Source organism: Streptomyces sp. NPDC005262, assembly GCF_042872425.1.
Taxonomy (GTDB): Bacteria; Actinomycetota; Actinomycetes; order Streptomycetales; family Streptomycetaceae; genus Streptomyces.
The window spans coordinates 54,457-72,827 of sequence record NZ_JBIAKK010000021.1 but is presented as its reverse complement, the minus strand read 5'-3'; the positions used below and the strand labels follow the sequence as shown (position 1 = coordinate 72,827).

Here is an 18,371-nt window from a genome sequence, read left to right as displayed (position 1 = left end):
CGTCAAAGCGCCGGTGGGCGCAGAAACGGACGGAACCGGGCGGATGGGTCTGAACGACGAGGTGGGGCGCAGGCTGAAACGGCTGCGGCAGGACGTTGGCCTGTCCCTGTCGGAGCTCTCACGCCGTGCGGGTGTCGGCAAGGGCACGCTCTCGGAACTCGAGACGGGCCGGCGCAACCCCACCCTGGAAACGCTCTACGCCCTGACCACCGCGCTGGGCCGCCCGCTCAGTGCCGTCCTCGACGACCCGGCGCCCGGCGTCGCGGCGGGCGCGGGCGGAGTCTCCGGCAGCGCCGTCACCGCGGTCCTCCTGGAGCGGTACGAGGACGAGGGTGCGGTCACCGACGTCTTCCGGGTCACCATCGCCGAGGGCGCGACCCAAAAGTCGGCAGCCCATGTCCCACACACCACGGAGAGCCTGATGGTGCTCTCCGGAACGGCGGTCGTCGGCCTGCCGGACGCGCCGCAGACGGCCGGACCCGGCGGGCACGCCCACTGGCCGGCCGACGCCCCGCACTTCTACAGCGCACCGGACGGCGAGGTCCAGGGAGTCCTCTTCGTCCGGTACCCGAAGGGTGCATCTTCGAAGGATGGTTCCTTGGAAGAAAGTTAGAGGTCCTGACAAGGGCGTCGGATCTCGACCTTCCTCGGACCCGGCTCCGGCAGCAACGGCTCGATCAGCGACCACAGTTCATCGGATACGGTCCACGGCCGCGCCTCGCGCTTCCCCATGACCACAACAAAGAGCAGCCGGCCCCGGCAGTGATCAACCACTTCTGTCAGGACCTTCGAGCCTGCTCGGGCGAGGGCAGAAGGTTGCCGGTCCAGCGTTCTTCGTGGTCTCCCGGAGGCGTTATACGTACGCGGGCCACCTCACCCGCTCGACCGGCCGGCCAGAACGCTCAGGGACCAACGACGGTGCTCAGCCACAGCTGATGCGACTGAGCGTGCGAGTGGGCGTTTCTCGCCGATGTCGACGGCGGCGTCAGGGCCGGCCGCAACTGACGCGCCTCACCCCGCCTCGCACGGTGAGCCGCGCCGGTAGCCCTCGTCGGGCGCGCCGGTGCGGTCGCCGCCGTGGGAGTGGTCGACCTGAGTCGTCATGGTGATGCACCCTTCGTTCCGTACCGGGCCCGGGTGCCTCCGGTTCCGCCCGAGGGCTTCAGGAACAGAAGTCGGCGATGGTGGCGGTGAGAATGTCGGTGAGGCGATCCAGCGACGCGAGGTCGACGTACTCGGTGGCCGCGTGGGCGCCTTCGCCGTCGACGCCGAAGAGCAGGCTCCCGAGGGCTCAGCGCACGCGCCGTATCTTCACCGTCGTGCGCCAAGGCCGCAGCCGGCATCCTGCCGTCCTCGCGTGCCGCGATGCCCTCCGCCGGGCGATCACCCTCCGATCCGACCAGGCATAGGACAACGGAGCTCACCGATGGCTTGAGCGCTCTGGTCAGGATGGTGATGGAGTGAGGGTTCCGGCGGACAAGTGGTGAAAAACCGGACGAGTGCGAGACATCGGCCCTGGGGCATCGGTCCGCCGGGGGCCGGCGCGTCACGCAAGGGGTCGTCATGGCCGGTGGCGCGGGCGGTGTCCCGGTCGGCGGCGAGCGAGTCGAACTGTGCGGCGATGAACTGGGCTGTCTCTGCTGTCCAGAGCCGCCGGCCGGCTCCTGGGTGAAGTCCCGGAAGGCGCCCGCGGTCCCGGGCGACAGGACCGGTTTGACGACCGGGCAGGGCAGGCCGCGGCGCAAGGTGGCAGTCACGGACGTACTCCAGCATGTCTGTGATGTCCGTCGGGTCGGCCCACGGGCGGAATGAGTTCTCCACGCGGAGGTGGGGCCGCCCCTCAGTGGTGTCCGCCGTGGGCGTCCCCCGCGTGTTGCCCGTGCTGCATGTGATCGCCGTGGCCCTGGCCCGCATCGGGAGAGCCGCCCATCATGTGCAACATCGTCAGCCCGCCGGTCCGCCAGAACCGCACGAGGAGCACGGCGGCGAGGATGAGGAACGCAATGTTGAGCCAGGTGGCGTAGTTCCAGCTGACGCCTTCCATGGGGACCTTCGCGTCGGCCTGGTCGGGGATCAGACCGAGGCCGCCGAAGCCGAACTCCACGATGTATCCGGCGATGACCATCGCGAGGTAGAAGGTGCCCAGGAGGAAGGCGGCCATCCTCGCGCCGTAGTACCTCCGGTAGATGCCGACGATCGGCAGGATCAGAAGGTCGGCGAAGATGAACGCCACCACACCGCCGAAGCTGATCCCTCCCTTCCACAGCACCACCGCCAGCGGCACGTTGCCGATGGAGCACACGAACGAGGCGATCGCCACAAGCGGGCCGATGACCGGCCCCCAGAGCTTGGCGGCGAGCGGATGGCCGTCGAAGAAGAAGGTGCGCCAGAAGGAGTCCGGGGCCCAGGCGGCGATGGCGCCGGCGATGAGCAGGCCGACGACCAGGTCGCGCAGGATCGCCGCCCATTCCATCCCTCTTCTTCGGAGGGAATCCCCGCCTTCAGGCGGGGAGGGAATCCGATCCTGGGCCCGGAGGCGCGGAGCGCCGGAGTTCCCTGCCTCTTCGTCGTGACGTCAGGTAGGCCGCTTCTGGTTCTCGATGTAGTCCTTCACCATCTGGAGTGGTGCGCCGCCGCATGATCCGGCGAAGTAGGAGCCGGACCAGAAGCGGCCGTGCATGGTTGCACGGTTGACGCGGCCGGTGAACTCGGCGCGCAGGTACCGCGAGCTGACGCCCTTGAGGCTGTTGACCAGGCTGGAGAGGGCGATTTTCGGCGGGTAGTGCACGAGCAGGTGGATGTGGTCCTCTTCACCGTTGAACTCGATCAGGTCCGCTCCGAAGTCGGTGCACACGGCCTGCATGATCTCTTCGCAGCGCGTCAGCATCTCGCTGTTGAAGACGTTGCGCCGGTATTTGGTGACAAAAACCAAGTGTGCATGAAGGTTGTAGACTACGTGACGGCCGCGCCGGACATCGGGATTTGGTTCCCACCGTGGTGACATGCACCAAGACTAGTGTGGTCAATGGAGCCGACGTGAAGGAGGTGGGCCAAGATGATGCGTGCGTACAAGTTCCTGATGCGGCCCACCGTCCGGCAGGAGCAAGCGCTCGGCGAGATGCTGCGTGATCACTGCTCGCTGTACAACGGGGCGTTGCAGGAACGCCGCGACGCCTACCGGCACCCGTCGAAGACAAACATCAAGTACAGGATGCAGTCCGGGCAGCTCAAGGAGATCCGGGCATTCGACCCGGAGAGCCAGGGGCGCTGGTCGTTCTCCTCGCAGCAGGCCACCCTGCGCCGTCTCGACAAGGCGTTCGCGGCGTTCTTCCGCCGGATCAAGGTCGGCGAGAAGCCCGGCTACCCGCGCTTTCGAGGGGTCAACTGGTTCGACACGGTGGACTTCCCCAAGGACGGCGACGGCTGCCGCTGGGACTCCACCCCGCACGACCCCGTCACCCGCGTCCGATTCCAGGGCGTCGGGCACGTCAAGGTGCACCAGCACCGGGCGGTTGTCGGCAACGTCAAGACCGTGTCCGTCAAGCGCGAGGGCCGTAAGTGGTTCGTCGTGCTGACCGCCGAGCAGGCCCGGCCCGAACCGCTAACGCCGACCGGTTCGGTGGTCGGCATCGATCTGGGAATCGCCAACTTCCTCGCCGGCTCGGACGGCTCCTTCGCCGCCAGCCCGCGCCACGGCCGGAAGGCCGCCGAGAAGCTCGAAGCCGCTCAACAGGTGCTGTCACGGTACCCGCGCCGCAAGGCCCACGATCGGACAGCCAACCACCAGCGTGCCGTGGAGAAGGTCGCCAAGCTGCACGGCAGGGTCCGGCGCCGGCGCCTCGACCACGCCCACAAGACCGCGCTGACACTGGTCCGTGAGCACGACTTCATCGCGTACGAAGACCTCAAGATCCACAACATGAACAAGGCCCCTGCCCCGAAGCCCGACCCCGACCACCCGGGCGGCTTCCTGCCCAACGGGGCCAGCTCGAAGGCCGGGCTGAACCGCTCGATCGCCGATGCCGGATGGGGGGTGTTCCTCGCGATCCTGAACGCCAAGGCTGAAAGCGCCGGACGGGAAGTGATGGCCGTGGACCCCCGCAACACTTCCCGACAGTGCCCCGCATGCGGGCACACCGCCAAGGAGAACCGGCCCACACAAGCAAAGTTCCACTGCGTCTCGTGCGGCCACAACGCGCACGCCGACACAGTGGGAGCGATCAATGTTCTACGGGCCGGGCTGGTCCGTCGCGAAGCCCAACCGGCATAGCGAGAAGCCACCCCCTTCAGGGGGTGGAGGAGTCACGACGAACACGTGGCTGGTGGCGGCGGTGGCGGTGAAGCCCTCGCGGGAGAGCAGGCGCCGGGTGAAGGTGCCGTCGCGCTGCACGGACATGTCCATCGCGGCGTGGCCCTCCATCGACCCGGCCAGGCCCCGCTCGGCCTGTTCGCGTGCCTGGCGCAGGAGCTTCTCGCGCAGGAACAGCCGGAACAGGACGGCCAGAACAATGATCATGATGGGGCCGCCGACGAATTCGGCGGCGGTGAACTGCCAGCCCATCAAGAGTGCCAGGATGACACCGAACTCGACGACGAGGTTGGTGGAGGCGATCTCGAACGCCATCGCTGCGGTGAAGTTTGCGCCCTTGCGGAACAGCGAGCGTGCCAGCGCCACCGCGGCGTAGGAGCAGGACGAGGACGCCACACCCAGGCCCGCAGAGACGGCCAGGGTACGGGGCCGGTCGTCGCCGAGCAGGGAGACGACGGTGGACCTGCGGACCACGGCCTGGACGACCGCGGACAGGGCGAAGCCGAGGATCAGGGCCCAGGTGATCTCCCAGGTCATGGACCCGGTGATCGACAGTGCGTGCAGTACGGCGTGCATCTGTGAAGCCTTCCCTCCCAGGTGCGGCGTACGGCCGACGGACACGCCCAATGGTGCGGGGCGCCACCGCAGGGAGCGGCGGCGCCCTGCCGGGGTCAGCCGACGTGCAGGGTCAGGGCGGCGGTGTGGAGCGTGCCGCCGGTCCGGAACTGCAGGAACAGCCGCCAGTTGCCGGACATGGGCAGTTCGGCGTGGAAGTTCAGCTCCGGGCCTCCCTGGTCGCCGGTCACTTTGGTGGTCGGGTGGAGGTGGGCGAACGTGGCGTCGCCTTCGTGGAAGGCGGTCAGGTGGGCGTAGGTGTCCAGATAGGGCTGCAGGTCGGTGGCGGGCTTGCCGCCCCTGGCGATGGAGACGGTCAGCGGGTGGTCCATCCCCGCCATGGGCTCGCCCTTGACGGTGACGGTGTACCCGTCGACCTGCGTGCTGGCGGCGGGGGCGGGCAGGGGGGTCCTCGTGTCGTTGCCGGGCACGTTGAGGGTGCGCGAGAGCACGAAGTCCTTGCCCCTGCCGGCCCCGGCGGCGGGGGTGAAGGAGGCGAACATGCGCCAGGAGCCCGGGGTGAGGGAGGCGAGGCCGGCACTCCAGGTGCCGTCGGCGGCCAAGGTGGGGTGGATGTGCTGAAAGCCGGTCAGGTCGGATCGGATGGCGTAGAAGTGCATCCGTTTGGTCTGGTCGAGGGCGAAGTCGGTGACCGGCTTGCCGTCAGGGCCCGTGACCATGAACCGGTAGGCGGCCTGCTTGCCCGACGGCAGGGTCGCGTCCTTGGAGGTGAGGCGATAGCCGTCCTTGGTGTCGGACAGGCCGTTGCCGGTGTCCGTGTGGTCCATGCCGGGCATGTCACCCATCGCTTGCGGTGCGCTGGGTGAGGAGGACGCGGAGGACGTGGCGCCGTGGTCCATGCCGGGCATGGACGAGGAGTCGCCGGAGGAGCCGCAGGCGGCCGACGTCAGCGCGAGAGCGGCTGCGACGCCGGCCGCTGCGAGGCAGCGACGGCGCGCGGTGAAACGGGAGGAGGACATCGAAGTGGTGTCTTTCCGGGTGGGCGCACCACACCGGTGATGCGCGGAAACGAGCAGGGCACGTTGCCGGCCCGGGCCAGGGCCCAGGTCCGGCGCGCACCCGTCACGTCCGCGCGATACACACCTGAAGCAGGAGATCTCGCCCGCCGGACGGTGGCCCGCGCCGCCACGCTTCGCCGGCCACCGTCCGCAGCCGGGACATCGTCCACAGGGCGAGCGCTCCGGCACCCACGACGGCGAGCAGGCCGGGGGTGGGCAGCGGAGTCCGCTCGTGGGCCGGGGACGAGACGCACAGCACCCCGGGCATCGCGGATGTGCCGGCGGCCCGTACAGCGGGGCCGGAACTGGGCACGGCCGACGCAGCTGCGTTCATCACGGCGGCGTGGCCTCCGGCCATCGGTGAGGCCGTGATTGCGGGCATGGCGCCGTGGCAGCCCTCCGCGGCCGTGGCCGGGGCGCCGTGCATGAGGAACAGGCCGAACAGCACCGCACACAGCGTCAGCAACCGGGCGATGCCTCGCCTGCCTGCCTGTGTGCTGTCCATGATCATCCCTTTCTGATTCGGCGCCCGTCAACCGACCATACCCGGTCGGGGTATCGGGTGCTCGTTCTGGGTTCGCTTCCTGCCCCGCACCGCTGTGCCCTGCACGGCGACGGGCGGGAACCTGCTCCCCACCCACTTCGCGGGCTCGGGGACGGGGCGAGCTGATCCCCTGTCCCGATGCCGAGCCACGCCTGTTGCGGTGCCAATGCGTGCCGCAGGCCTGTCAAGAACGGTCGATCCCGCCCTCACCGCTGCCGCGACCAGGGCCGCGTCGCCATGTGTCCGCCAGGAATGTAACGGCTGCTACATTCATTGATGTGCCGTACAGGGGAGCGGCGGGTCGCTGGCTCGTCCTTGTGATCAAAGTGCCCGCGGAGCCGTCCCGTCACCGGGTGGCGGTCTGGCGGGAGTTGCGGAAGATCGGTGCGGTCTCGCTCGGGCAGGGGGTGTGGGCCGTGCCGGATGTGCCGGTGTTCGCCGAGGGCGTCGCCCGGGCGATCACGCTGACCGAGAAGGCCGACGGACAGGCCATGACCCTCGCCGCGTCGGGGCGCGGTGCCGAGGACGCCGCCCGTTTCCAGGCACTGTTCACCGCCGCCAGGTCCGAGGACTGGACGGAGTTCCTCGCCGACTGCGTCAAGTTCGAGGCCGAGTTGGCGAAGGAGATACGCATCGCCAAGTTCACCCTGGCCGAACTGGAGGAAGAGGAGCAGTCGCTGGAGCGGCTGCGGCGCCGGCACCGGGACCTCACCGCGCGGGACGTGTTCGGTGCACCGGAGGCCGCCGAGGCCGGCAAGCGGCTCAAGGAGTGCGCTGCAGCCTGCGAGGACTACGCGGAGCGCGTCTTCCGGGCCCTGCACGGAACACCGGAGGACGACCGATGAGCCAGGCAACCAAGGCGCAGTTGGCACCGGCCCGCCAGATGTGGCCGCTGTACGCGGCCGGGTTCACCACCGCCTTCGGCGCGCACGGCATCGCCGCGAACCTCGGCGGCTTCTCCGAGGACGCGGTCACCTCCCTGCTCGTACTGGGTGGCCTACTCGCCTTGTACGACGGGGCCGAGGTGCTCCTCAAGCCGGTGTTCGGCACCCTCGCCGACCGGATCGGCGCCCGCCCCGTGCTGCTCGGCGGACTCGTCGCCTTCGCCGCCGCCTCCGCACTGTACGTCGTCGCGGACAGCCCGGGCTGGCTGTGGGCCTCCCGACTCGGGCAGGGCGCCGCTGCCTCCGCCTTCTCCCCGTCCGCCTCCGCACTGGTCGCCCGGCTCAACCCGGCCGCCAAGCACGGGCGCGTATACGGGAGTTACGGCTTCTACAAGTCCATCGGCTACACGCTGGGCCCGCTGCTCGGCGGCGTTCTGGTCTGGGCCGGCGGGCTTCGGCTCCTCTTCGCCGTCCTCGCGGTGCTCGGCGTGACGGTCGCCGTCTGGGCCGCTGTCGCCGTACCCCTCGTGCCCCCGCTCCCCAAGGTCCGGCAGACGGTGCTCGACCTGGCCCGGCGGCTGGCCGACCCGGCTTTCCTCGTCCCGACTGGTGCACTGGCCGCAGCGACGGCCGCCCTGTCGGTCGGCGTGGGCTTCCTGCCCGTCTCCGGCCGGGCGGCCGGGCTCGGTACGGTCGCCACCGGTGCCGCCGTGTCGGTGCTCGCCGCCTGTGCTGCGGTCGTCCAGCCGAGAGCCGGGCGTGCGCTGGACGAGGGCCGCCTCACCACCCGCGGCGGCATAGCGACGGGCCTGCTGCTCACCGCGGCCGGCCTGGCCTGCGCGATGCTGCCCGGCCTGACCGGCGTACTGACCGCAGCCGCCCTCATCGGCGCGGGCACCGGCCTGATCACCCCCCTCGGCTTCGCTGCGCTGGCCTCCTCGACCCCTCAGGAGCGTCTGGGCCAGACCATGGGCTCCGCCGAACTCGGCCGCGAACTCGGTGACGCGGGCGGACCGTTGCTCGTCGCCGGTGTCGCCACGGTCGCCACCCTCACCTACGGCTACGCGGCCCTGGCGGTGCTGATCGCCACCGGCCCCCTGGTCGTGCTCGCACGCCGGCGCCTCAGCAATTGCCCTTGACCTCCTAACGGAGGTGTGCGCGAAGGGGGGCCGGCGCCCTCACGATCCATCTCAGTGGTAGAGAACGACGAGGGAGGCGAGCAGAAGGATGGCTGACGCTGTGATCCCCAGGATCCGGTAGCGGCTCCATGCGGTCAGTGCGAGGGAGCATGACCATGCTCCGCCCGTGATGGTGGCAGTCCACCAGCCATCAGTCGCTTGTGCGGCGAGGAGAGGGAACGGTGCCAGCAGGATCGTCGGCGGGATGACTGCAAGCCGTGGCCTGATGTCCAGTTGCTTGTAGACGGTGATCAGGATGATCAAGGCAGTCGTAAAGGTGAGGGGGATGGCTGCCCAGTCCCACCAGGTCCAGCAGAGGTCGTCTGTCGTCTCGCATGCCTGGTCGCTGCGATGCTTGACCCAGGAGAAAAAGTACACGGCACCGCAGGTCAGAACCGCACCGGTGACAGCCGCTCCGGACACTTGCGGTATGACGGGACGTGGTTCTGTGCGGGAGGTGTGCATGCCTGCAGCCTCCCCTGACTGATGTCCGGGGGCCTGAGTATAAATACTCAGGCCCCCGGATCAGGCATGAACGTCTACGCGCCGAGGGCGGCGGACCCAGACATCAGCTGGTCTTCACCGACCGGGTGATCGCGACCCTGGTGATCCTGCGGTTCCAGCTTCCGCACGCCGCTCTCGCTGTCTTCTATGGCGTGGACCGCTCCACCGTCACCCGGGCCGTCCACGAGATCCGCACGCTCCTGGCGGTGCGTGGCTTTGCGGCTCCGGGAGAGATGGGACTGCGGCTGCATACCCTGGCTGATGTCTTCGCCTACGCCACCGCGAAGGGCGTGGAGCTGCGCCTGGACGGCACCGAGGTACGCGTGCGGCGACCGAAGGCGGGGCACCCCGGACGGCGTTCGTTCGTCTCCGGCAAGATGCGGCAGAACACCAAGAAGGCCACCGTCGTCACCGACGGACAGGGCCGCACCGTGTGGAGCGTCGCCATCCGGCCCGGCCGTATGCACGACCAGACGGCGGTCAAGACCGAGGGCATCGAGGCCCTCTTCGAGCAATACCCGCATCTCAGGTCATGCTCCGTCGGCACCTGCAGCAGGGTCGCTCCGCCGTCCCGAAGTCCACCAACCCCGCCCGCATCGCCGGGACTTCGACGGCTCCGACGTCGTGCCTTCCCCGGAAGAGGCCGTCGCTGTCGACGCTCTCGACACCGGCGTACGCCACGGCCCCGACCCCGACGAGTGGGACCCGCACAGCCTGGGCATCGTCATCGACGAAGCGAAATCAGCCACACCACACCCCATTGTGAGCCTTGTTCGCGTCGTCGATGCGGAGAGAGACACACCGCTCCAGCAGCACTGCGCGAACATTCAGTAAATGCAAAGCCCGGCAAGGAGATCATGATGCCCAATACGCATGAATGTGAGTTGGCCACCGGGGTGAAGGTGCCCCTTGTCGGCTTCGGAACGTATCTCATTCCGAACGAAAAGACCGCGTCCGCCGTCGAGAGTGCCCTGGCCGCCGGGTATCGACACATCGACACCGCCGAGGTGTATGAGAACGAGCGCGGCGTCGGCGAAGGGCTGCGTCGAGGAATGCGGCGAGTCGGTCTCGAACGAGGCGACGTATTCGTGACGACCAAGTTGTGGCCGCTGGTGCGAGAACGCAACAAGACGGGCGAAGAGACCCTCCGGTCCATCGAGGAGAGCCTCGACCGGCTCGGTCTGGAGCAGGTGGACCTGTACCTCATCCACGCAACGTTCGGGCGAGAGCAGCGCCTGGAGCAGTGGCAGGGGATGGTTGACGCTTACAAGAGCGGCAAGGCGCTTGCGATCGGCGTGTCGAACTTCAATGCCGCTCACATCGGTGAGCTGATCGAGGCGGGCCTCCCCGCTCCGCACGCCAACCAGATCGAACTGCATCCCTGGTCGCAGAAGCCCGAACTGGTCGCCTACTTGAACCAGAAGGGCATCACTCCTATCGCCTACAGCAGCCTGGCTCCGCTGTCGACCTGGCGCACCGCGCCCGGTCACGCAAGCGGAAAGACGCAGGAGATGCGTGCCGAGGGGGAGCGGTCAGATTCCCCCTTCAAGAAGCTGGCGGAAAAGTACGCTGTGACCGAGGCGCAGTTGCTTCTGGGCTGGGGTGTGCAGAGCGGCTATCCGGTGCTTCCCAAGAGCATCGACCCGGTCCGTATGCGTGAGAACCTGGACATTTTCTCGTTCCGCATCGATGACGCCGATATGGATTACATACGAGGGATGGACCGCGGAGCGGGGCTCGCCTGGGGTGAGGTGGACCCCACGACTTCCGACTGAGCCCACACGTGGAGGCCATGGCCCTCGAAGGGGGCCCTGAGTCGCGTCCACCTGCCACCCTCCCTGATCAACGTCCTCGCGCGCCACTGCGGCGAAGGCCGCCGCGGCGGCCTTCGCCTGCCCCTCGTTGTCAAGGACGGCTGACCGGTACCGGTCCGGGCGCATGATCGGCATTGCCGTCTACGCGACGGCAGGTCCATCCCTCGGGGCCCGATGGATCGCGGGCCGCGCGTCCGACCGCTGCGCTGTCTTTCGGACCTGCGGATTCAGTGCTTCTGGCCGGCAGTACCGGCATCCCCGTCATCCAGGGGCGACCGGTCTTCCTCCAGCCACTGGGGATGCCACGTCCTCGCCCACTTCCGTTCCACGAAGCCCGTGCGCATCCCGAGCCTTGCCTGCGGGTCCCGGTACGCCATCCTCATGTGCCCGATCAGGACGAGGACGATTGCCCAGGCCAGTACGTCGTGTACGAAGATCGCACTGGTGCGGGAGATCGGCTGCAGTACGCCCGTGAACCACATCAGCAGACCGGTGGACATCATCACCAGGACCGCCCCGGCGATCCAGCCCGCATAGAGCTTCTGGCCTGCGTTGAACTTGCCGGCAGGGCGCGCTGCGGGTGAGGTGACGTGCCTGCGGACCGCACGCAGCCACTGTTTGTCGTACACCGCGAAGCGGTTCAACCTGCGCAGAGCGGCGCGGAAGGAGGGCGAGACGAGGCCGAGGAGGAAGGGCGCCGGCAACAGGATTCCCGACCACTCGTGGACGGTGGCGACCAGGTGGCGGCGGCCTACCAGTTGGGCCAGCGGCGCCAGGTACAGACAGGCCGCGGTCGACAGACACAGCAGCATCAGCCAGCCGGTCGTGCGGTGGACCAGGCGCTCGGCCCGGCCGAAGCGCAGGATGCGCCCGGACCGCTCAGGGGGCGGAGGCGCCACTGTGCCTGTCGGCCCCGTCGAGCCAACCGTCGACGTCATAGCCGCGCTCCTCCCAGTAGCCGGGAATGACTTCGTCGGTGACGGAGATCCCGGACAGCCACTTGGCCGATTTGTAGAAATACATGGGGGCCACATAGAGCCGGACAGGACCACCATGCTCGTGAGTGATCGGTTTGTCCTGCATCTTCAAGGCCACGAGGACGTCCGAGCGGCGGGCCTGGGACAGCGTGAGGCTTTCGGTGTAGGCGCCGTCGAAGCATGTGAAGCGGATCGCTCTGCCATCGGGGCGCACCCCGGCGGCGTCGAGCAGCTCCGAGAGTTTCACGCCTTCGAAAGGGGTGTCCTTCACGCGCCAGCCGTCGGTGCATTGCACGTCGTGGACGACCCGGGACTGCGACAGCGCGCCCAGCTCGTCGAGCGTGTACGTCTTCGGCCGGTCGACCAGGCCGTCGATTCGCAGGCGGTAGTTCGTCGCGTCCTTGCGTGGCACCGAGCCCACGACGCTGTAGTAGCGAAAGCCCCCCGGATTGGGCAGCAGTCCGGTGAGCCCGGTGGAGTCGATCTGTGAGACTGCGCCCAGGGTTTGCTCCCAGCTGCGCTGCACGTACGGTGCGGCGGCGATCCCCGCGATCCCCGCGCCGAGCATCGACAGCATCGCCCGCCGCGCCACCGGCGCCCCATCGGCCGGCCGTTTCCGTCGGTCGGCCATGGTCACCACCGCCCGGGCCGGGCGATCATCCCGTGGGCCCGCTGGGCGATTTCGTAGACGGTCGCGTTCGTGTTGCCGGACACGAGGGACGGCATGACGGATGCGTCGGCGATCCGCTCGACGTAGTCGTATTCCACAGCCTCGCTCATGAAGCCTCCTTCTCGGTTTCTTGCGGAGTCGACGGGTGCCGACGCGGCATCCCAACGGTCCGGGCCGGCGGTTGCGCGCCGCTGCAACGCGTTTCGGCACACGCCGATCACCTACGTCACCCGTCAAGGTGGTGATGACGATGGCATGGACAAAAGTCACCTGTCAAGATGGTGATGAAGTCGGGTCGATGGCCCGGTGCCTGCTGTCGCTGTGTCGCTGTGCCGATGCGAGCGTTGATCGACGCATGGAACCGGCACCCGACCGCGGCGGGTGCCGCGACGGGCCTCTCGTCGTCCGTCTCCTCGGAGGCCCTGGCGATGTGGTCGTCCCGGCGCATAGGCGCGACCCGCAGGACGTCCGGTGAAGAGGGAACGGGCCGGGGTGGTTCGCCCGGAGGGGGGGCGACGGCTGCCATTTTCCGCCGCGCCGGCCGGTGCCCCGTTCCGTCCCGTGCGTGCGCTGCACTGCGCTGCGGATCATCTCCGGAGTCGAGCTGCGGAGGGGGTGTGCCCCTGCAGACGACATGGCGCGTAGTACCCACCCGTGGGTACTACGGCTGAGACTGTGCCAGAAGCGGCGTGAGCAGTGTTCCGAAGGTCGTATCGAAGAAGTCGTCGAAGGCATCCCCCGACCGGCTGGAGCGCGCGGCGATGAGCGTGCCCTCCCATGCGTTGAGGAGGAACCGTGCCGTCTTCTCGGAATCGAGGTCCGCCCGCACCGTGCCGGCCTGCTGCGCCTCGACGAGCGCACCGGAGATCATCGAGGCCCAGTGTCCGAGCGACTCGCGGACGCCGGCACGGATGGTCTCGCTGTGGTCGGCGACCTCGGCCCCGAAGTTCCCGATCAGGCAGCCGCGGGCGAATCCCGCGTTCACGGTCTCGTCGCGCAGGAACTCGAAGTGCTTACGCAGCCGCACCAGCGGCTCGACGTCGGGCGCCGCCAGATCCTGCAGCCGCCGACTCGCGCCGTAGCGGTTCAGGGCGACGACGGCCAGTGATTCCTTGCTCTCGAAGTGGTTGTAGAACGACCCCTTGGGCGTGCCGGCGGCATCGGTGATGTCCTTGACGCCTGCGGCGTTATACCCCTTCGAGTGGAACTGCGCGACTGCCGCGTCGACGATCTCTTCACGCATGCTTCGTCGGGCCATGATGCCACCTCCGCCTCGCAATATGGTCGGTCGCCTCGGCAGAGTCAAACGTCACCCGGCGCGACCGACACCTGGCGCGACGCAGCGCGCACGCCCGGCCGTCGTCGCGTGCAGCACGCGGCCCTGCCGTGGTGTCGTCCGCTCTGGGGCACCTCCGTCGCGGAGTCAGCCGGTCATGTCCAGCACGACCCGGAAACGGGCCCGGCCGGACATCATCCGCTCGTACGCCTCGGGCGCCTGCGCCAGCGACATCGTCTCCACCATCGGACGGATGCCGAAGCTGTTGCTGAAATCGAGGTTGTCCTCGTTCTCGATGGACGAGCCCGTGAGGCTGCCGCTGATGGTGCGGGTGCCGAGGACGAGGTCCGGCGTGGAGATCGAGAGGGGGTCCGTGGCGACGCCGACCACCACCATGTGCCCGCGCGGGGCAAGGCCTGGGACCAGTGGCGTCATCGAGCTGCCACTCGCCGCGGTGGCGATGACGGCTTCGGCCCCGCCCAGCTTCTGCAGCGCGGCACCGGGGTCCTCCGCCGCGCTGTCGATGTAGTGGCTCGCGCCCAGCTCCACGGCGAGTTGCTCCTTCTCGCGCCCCCTGGCGATGGCTGCGACGCGGTATCCGAGCCGGGTGGCGTACTGGATGCCGAGGTGGCCGAGACCACCGATGCCCTGGATCGCGACGAGGGCACCGGGGCGGGCGTCGAGGCGGCGCAGAGCGCTGAATGTCGTCAGGCCTGCGCAGAGCAGCGGTGCTGCGTCGACGGAGGACAGGCCGTCCGGCACCCGGACCAGGCCGCTGCTGCGCGCGACGAGCACCTCGGCGTAACCGCCGTCCGTGGTCGTTCCGGTCTGGGACTGGCTCACGCAGTTGACGAAGTCTCCGCGGCGACAGGGCTTGCACTCACCACAGTGGCCGTTCAAGAAGCCCACCCCCACCCGGTCCCCGACATGCCAGGTGCCCACCCCCTCGCCGACGGCATCGATGACGCCGACGACCTCGTGCCCGGGAACGATCGGCTGCGCCGGATCGGCCCGCAGGCCCTCCACGGCGAGTGCGTCGGAGTGGCAGACCCCACAGCTCTCCACTCTCAGCCTCACGTGCCCCGCGGGCGGTGTGGGGACCTCTCGGGTGACGAGCTCGAAGCTCCGCGCCCCTGTGACCTCGAATGCACGGTAGGTGGACATGGTTCTCCTTCATGAGTGACGGGGTGTAGGGGCCGGAGCCCCCGGATCGCACCAACGGGCGACAGGCCGTGAGCGGCTGCGCTGTGGGTCCGCGCTGCTTCGGAGCGGCGGATGCCCTCCAATATGGGCGGTCGTCTTAAATGCGTCAAGCGAGCCCGGATGCGGCTCCCGGTGGACGGTGAGCGGCGGGCCGCCGATATGCGTCCGCCCTTCCACTGATCACCTGTTTGACAGGTGACGGAACGCATGCCAAGGTCATCACCACTTGAACAGGTGACGCGCCGGGCGTGTTTGCCCGGGGCGAGCGAGAAGGGTATGAGCATGGCCGAAACGAAGTACACCGCCGTTGTCGCCGCGACCGGTGAGGGCCGCAACGGAGGTCGCGCCGCGTCCAACGACGGACTCCTCGACCTCACCCTGGCCATCCCGAAGGAGTTGGGCGGTGCCGGCGGAGCCACCAATCCCGAGCAGCTCCTCGCCGCAGGATGGGCGTCCTGCTTCCTGGGTGCGGTCAAGATCACTGCCGCCAAGCGGAAGGTGACTCTGAAGGACCTGGCCGTTGTCGCAGAAGTCACTCTGCATCACCAGCACGAGACGGGTGATTACGGACTCAGTGCCGTTCTGCACCTCGAGCTCGGCGGAGTGGACCAGCAGACGGCCGAGGAGCTCGGCGCGGGCGCCCATCGGATCTGCCCGTACTCCAAGGCACTCAACATTCCGGTCACCATCGACGCCACCGTCGCCTGAGGCCACCGAGGGGGCCGACCCACTGGCTTCGTTCACGTTCGGCAGCAGCGTTTGTCGATGAGTTTCAGCAGCAGTTGGCGATCAGCGGGCTCGCAGATGTTCACGAGAAATGACGGCGCTGTCGTCAGTGTGGGCGTTCGCGCCAGCCACGGAGGTGACCAGCACCTTCGGGAAACCATGCGCGGTAGTCTCGGGCCATGCCCGAGACATCGGTGGCGCACTTCTACGACGAACTGGCCGACGACTACCACCTGATCTATTCAGACTGGGACGCGAGCATCCGTCGGCAGGGGGGCGCCCTGGACACCCTGATCGGTCAGGATCGCGCTGCGGTGCTCGACTGTTCCTGCGGCATTGGCACGCAGGCCATCGGTCTGGCGCTGCGGGGGCACCGCGTCACCGGGACGGACCTCAGCCCCCGCGCCGCCGGCCGCGCTGCCCGTGAGGCCGCCCGCCACGGCCTGAGCCTGTGCACGGCCGCCGCCGACATGCGACGCCTCCCGTTTCCCGACGGCCAGTTCGACACCGTCGTCTGCGCGGACAACTCGCTGCCTCACCTGCTGACGGAGCAGGATGTGCATGCTGCCCTGGCCGAGATGCACCGTGTGTTGCGTCCCGCTGGCCTGCTGCTGGTCAGCACACGCCCCTATGACGACCTGCTGCGCGACCGCCCCGCTTCGACGCCTCCACAAGTCCACCAGGCTGCCGACGGCGGAGAACGGACAGTGACCTTCCAGCTCTGGCACTGGCAGGACGACGGCGAGCACTACGACCTGGAGCACTTCCAACTCCTTCCGGCAGGCGGAGAATGGCGCGTCCAGGTCCGCCGTACTACTTACTGGGCACTCGACCGGGACCGGCTGGCCGGCCTCGCAGCCGAGGCCGGGTTTGTCGACCCCGAGTGGCGGATGCCGCCGGAGACGGGCTTCTTCCAGCCGCTGCTCGTGGCCCGCGCCGGTGAGTAGGTGACCCCACCTCTCGGCGTGGGAGGGCAGGTGTCAGCCAGCCCTGGCGGGTTCCTCAGCGCGTGCTCGGGTGCTGGCGAGGCGGTAGGAGTCGGTCTCGATGATCGTGCCGTTGAAGGTCAGGCGGTCGACGATGGCCGCGCAGAGGCGAGGATCGGTGAAGGTCTTGGTCCAACCGCCGAAAGACTCGTTGGACGCGATGGCGACGCTGTTCTTCTCCTCGCGCTCGGTCAGGACCTGGAAGAGGAGTTCGGCGCCATGGCGGTCGAGTTCCATGTAGCCGAGCTCGTCGATGCACAAAAGATCGACGCGCCCGTAGCGGGCGATGGTCTTGTTCAGCTGCTTCTCGTCGGCGGCCTCGACCAGCTCGTTCACCAGCTTCGTGGCCAGCGTGTAACGGACACGGTAGCCCTTCATTGTGGCCTCGGTGCCCAGAGCGATGAGCATGTGGGACTTGCCAGTGCCGGAATCGCCGATCAGGCAGAGCGGCTGGCTCTTCTTGATCCACTCGCAGCTGGCAAGGGTGTGGACGGTGGCCGCGTCGATGTTCGGGTTGGCGTCGAAGTCGAACGCCCGAAGCGACTTCTCCCGCGGGAAGCCCGCCGCCTTGATCCGTCGTTCCGAACGGCGGCGGGCTTGGTCGTCGCACTCGGTCATCAGCAGTTCGGCGAGGAAGCCCCGGTAGGTCATCTGGTCCTTGACCGCCCGGTCGGCGATGTCGGTGAACTCGTTGCGGATCGAGGGCAGCCGCAGCAGGCGGCAGGCGGTGTCGATCGCGGCGTCGGCGGCCTGCTCGGTCAAGCCTCGCTGGCGGGGCAGGGTCACTGTGCTTCTCCCTCATGGTGGTTGCTGCCGCTGGTGCGGCGGCGTCGGAGCATAGGGGGTCACCGACGGCAGCGGCCTGGTGTCCGGCGGGAGGTGCGCGAGGCGCCACTGGTGCAGCGACGTGACGGTCGCTGGCGTCCCGGGAAGCGCCGGGACGGATGCGCCGACGGTTGGCTCGTCCTCCGCCTGGGCGGCTTTGCGGGCCTCCACTGTGACGTCACTACTCGGGCTCTGGTCCACTTCTTGTGGAGCGGTGACGTTCGGTCACGCCAATAGGACGCGCTTGCGAAGGAGTTCGAACCCTGCACGGCCGAACATCTGGCGCTTGAGCATGTTGATGCGGTTGATGTGTCCCTCCACGACACCCGAGTTCCAGGGCTGTGTGAGGCCGGCAGTGACGGCGTCAAGGTCGCGTTCGAGGTGCTGGGCGAACCGGCTGAGACTGGTCAGGTCGGTTGTGGCTCTGGCCGATTCGATCCACTGCGGGAGATGGTCGCCTTGCAGGTGGATGACCATGTGGGCGAAAGAGCGCACGTGCTCGACGAGGGTTGTCAGTTCAGGGCAGTTCGCCAGCGCGGCTTTGAGCTGGAGCTGGTCACTTTCGGACAGGGCGTCGGGGTGCGTGAGGATCCAACGCGTGACGGCACGGGCGGATGGCGGCGGTGGCCCGACCGGCTGGGGCTTGCCACGCAGTACCCGGCTGACGTAGTCGCGGACGCTGTTGTAGCCGCGCGGATAGCCCTGCTCGCAGAGCTCCTCCCACAGTTTCCAGGCGTTGGTGCAGCCTTCCAGCCAGCGCTGGTCGAGGTAGGGCTTGTAGGCGTCAAGCGGGGTCGCACGGCTTTGCCACTGGCCGGTGAACATCTCTTCCGGGGCGGTG

The 18,371-nt window shown here is 68.4% G+C and carries 18 protein-coding genes and 2 pseudogenes; 7 read left to right on the top strand and 13 right to left on the bottom strand.

The window, feature by feature from the left end; all coding sequences use genetic code 11:
* Positions 1-43: 43 nt before the first annotated feature.
* Positions 44-613, top strand: a complete 570-nt coding sequence (locus ACFYP5_RS34750) for a helix-turn-helix domain-containing protein (RefSeq protein WP_389043196.1) — start codon at positions 44-46, stop codon at positions 611-613.
* Positions 614-1,840: 1,227 nt separating this feature from the next.
* On the opposite strand, the pseudogene ACFYP5_RS34745 reads toward ACFYP5_RS34750, so the two are convergent.
* Together ACFYP5_RS34745 and tnpA are read right to left on the bottom strand one after the other, a co-directional pair.
* Positions 1,841-2,473: pseudogene (locus ACFYP5_RS34745) on the bottom strand (permease); the annotation flags it as partial.
* Positions 2,474-2,575: 102 nt separating this feature from the next.
* A complete protein-coding gene (gene tnpA / locus ACFYP5_RS34740; RefSeq protein ID WP_389043194.1) occupies positions 2,576-3,004 on the bottom strand; it encodes an IS200/IS605 family transposase in 429 nt (142 codons plus the stop codon).
* A gap of 51 nt (positions 3,005-3,055) precedes the next feature.
* Between tnpA and ACFYP5_RS34735 the strand changes: the two genes are divergently transcribed.
* A complete protein-coding gene (locus tag ACFYP5_RS34735) occupies positions 3,056-4,270 on the top strand; it encodes an RNA-guided endonuclease InsQ/TnpB family protein (RefSeq protein WP_389043192.1) in 1,215 nt (404 codons plus the stop codon).
* A 33-nt stretch (positions 4,271-4,303) separates the two neighbouring features.
* Here the strand turns inward: ACFYP5_RS34735 and ACFYP5_RS34730 are convergent.
* The 3 genes and pseudogenes from ACFYP5_RS34730 to ACFYP5_RS34720 form a co-directional block, all read right to left on the bottom strand.
* Positions 4,304-4,885: pseudogene (locus ACFYP5_RS34730) on the bottom strand (permease); the annotation flags it as partial.
* 95 nt (positions 4,886-4,980) lie between these two features.
* Positions 4,981-5,904 carry a hypothetical protein gene (locus tag ACFYP5_RS34725; RefSeq protein ID WP_389043190.1) on the bottom strand — a complete coding sequence of 308 codons (924 nt, stop codon included), beginning with the start codon at positions 5,902-5,904 and terminating at the stop codon, positions 4,981-4,983.
* Positions 5,905-6,007: 103 nt separating this feature from the next.
* Positions 6,008-6,448 carry a hypothetical protein gene (locus ACFYP5_RS34720; RefSeq protein WP_389043188.1) on the bottom strand — a complete coding sequence of 147 codons (441 nt, stop codon included), beginning with the start codon at positions 6,446-6,448 and terminating at the stop codon, positions 6,008-6,010.
* Positions 6,449-6,765: 317 nt separating this feature from the next.
* On the opposite strand from ACFYP5_RS34720, the gene ACFYP5_RS34715 reads away from it, so the two are divergent.
* Both ACFYP5_RS34715 and ACFYP5_RS34710 read left to right on the top strand, forming a co-directional pair.
* Complete coding sequence (locus ACFYP5_RS34715; protein ID WP_389043186.1) at positions 6,766-7,332, top strand: Chromate resistance protein ChrB; 567 nt, start codon at positions 6,766-6,768, stop codon at positions 7,330-7,332.
* A 38-nt stretch (positions 7,333-7,370) separates the two neighbouring features.
* A complete protein-coding gene (locus ACFYP5_RS34710) occupies positions 7,371-8,510 on the top strand; it encodes an MFS transporter (protein ID WP_389043261.1) in 1,140 nt (379 codons plus the stop codon).
* Positions 8,511-8,561: 51 nt separating this feature from the next.
* Here the strand turns inward: ACFYP5_RS34710 and ACFYP5_RS34705 are convergent, their stop codons facing one another.
* Positions 8,562-9,014 (bottom strand): hypothetical protein, encoded by a 453-nt coding sequence (locus tag ACFYP5_RS34705; RefSeq protein ID WP_389043184.1) that lies wholly within the window; start codon positions 9,012-9,014, stop codon positions 8,562-8,564.
* A gap of 125 nt (positions 9,015-9,139) precedes the next feature.
* Between ACFYP5_RS34705 and ACFYP5_RS34700 the strand changes: the two genes are divergently transcribed.
* Positions 9,140-10,828 (top strand): aldo/keto reductase, encoded by a 1,689-nt coding sequence (locus ACFYP5_RS34700; RefSeq protein ID WP_389043183.1) that lies wholly within the window; start codon positions 9,140-9,142, stop codon positions 10,826-10,828.
* A gap of 266 nt (positions 10,829-11,094) precedes the next feature.
* Here the strand turns inward: ACFYP5_RS34700 and ACFYP5_RS34695 are convergent, their stop codons facing one another.
* The 5 genes from ACFYP5_RS34695 to ACFYP5_RS34675 all read right to left on the bottom strand — a co-directional run bounded on the left by ACFYP5_RS34695 (position 11,095) and on the right by ACFYP5_RS34675 (position 14,954).
* Positions 11,095-11,805: a cytochrome b/b6 domain-containing protein gene (locus tag ACFYP5_RS34695; RefSeq protein ID WP_389043182.1), complete on the bottom strand. Its 711-nt coding sequence runs from the start codon at positions 11,803-11,805 to the stop codon at positions 11,095-11,097.
* Entirely contained in the window at positions 11,747-12,475 is a 729-nt protein-coding gene (locus ACFYP5_RS34690; RefSeq protein WP_389043181.1) for a molybdopterin-dependent oxidoreductase, read from the bottom strand. The genes ACFYP5_RS34695 and ACFYP5_RS34690 overlap by 59 nt, the downstream gene beginning before the upstream one ends.
* A 2-nt stretch (positions 12,476-12,477) precedes the next feature.
* Positions 12,478-12,624, bottom strand: a complete 147-nt coding sequence (locus ACFYP5_RS34685; RefSeq protein ID WP_389043180.1) for a GMC oxidoreductase — start codon at positions 12,622-12,624, stop codon at positions 12,478-12,480.
* Between the two features lie 551 nt (positions 12,625-13,175).
* The gene (locus tag ACFYP5_RS34680; RefSeq protein WP_389043178.1) at positions 13,176-13,772 is read right to left on the bottom strand and encodes a TetR family transcriptional regulator C-terminal domain-containing protein; all 597 of its coding nucleotides are present in this window, start codon (positions 13,770-13,772) and stop codon (positions 13,176-13,178) included.
* Positions 13,773-13,937: 165 nt separating this feature from the next.
* Positions 13,938-14,954: an alcohol dehydrogenase catalytic domain-containing protein gene (locus ACFYP5_RS34675; protein WP_389043177.1), complete on the bottom strand. Its 1,017-nt coding sequence runs from the start codon at positions 14,952-14,954 to the stop codon at positions 13,938-13,940.
* 321 nt (positions 14,955-15,275) lie between these two features.
* Here ACFYP5_RS34675 and ACFYP5_RS34670 point away from each other — a divergent pair, with 321 nt between their 5' ends.
* Both ACFYP5_RS34670 and ACFYP5_RS34665 read left to right on the top strand, forming a co-directional pair.
* Positions 15,276-15,701, top strand: coding sequence for an Ohr family peroxiredoxin (locus ACFYP5_RS34670; RefSeq protein WP_389043175.1), 426 nt, complete (start codon positions 15,276-15,278; stop codon positions 15,699-15,701).
* 197 nt (positions 15,702-15,898) lie between these two features.
* Positions 15,899-16,666, top strand: a complete 768-nt coding sequence (locus tag ACFYP5_RS34665) for a class I SAM-dependent methyltransferase (RefSeq protein ID WP_389043173.1) — start codon at positions 15,899-15,901, stop codon at positions 16,664-16,666.
* Between the two features lie 33 nt (positions 16,667-16,699).
* Here ACFYP5_RS34665 and istB read toward each other — a convergent pair whose 3' ends face one another.
* Together istB and ACFYP5_RS34655 are read right to left on the bottom strand one after the other, a co-directional pair.
* Positions 16,700-17,491 carry an IS21-like element helper ATPase IstB gene (gene istB / locus ACFYP5_RS34660; RefSeq protein WP_389043172.1) on the bottom strand — a complete coding sequence of 264 codons (792 nt, stop codon included), beginning with the start codon at positions 17,489-17,491 and terminating at the stop codon, positions 16,700-16,702.
* Between the two features lie 264 nt (positions 17,492-17,755).
* Complete coding sequence (locus tag ACFYP5_RS34655) at positions 17,756-18,355, bottom strand: transposase (RefSeq protein ID WP_389043258.1); 600 nt, start codon at positions 18,353-18,355, stop codon at positions 17,756-17,758.
* Positions 18,356-18,371: the final 16 nt, after the last annotated feature.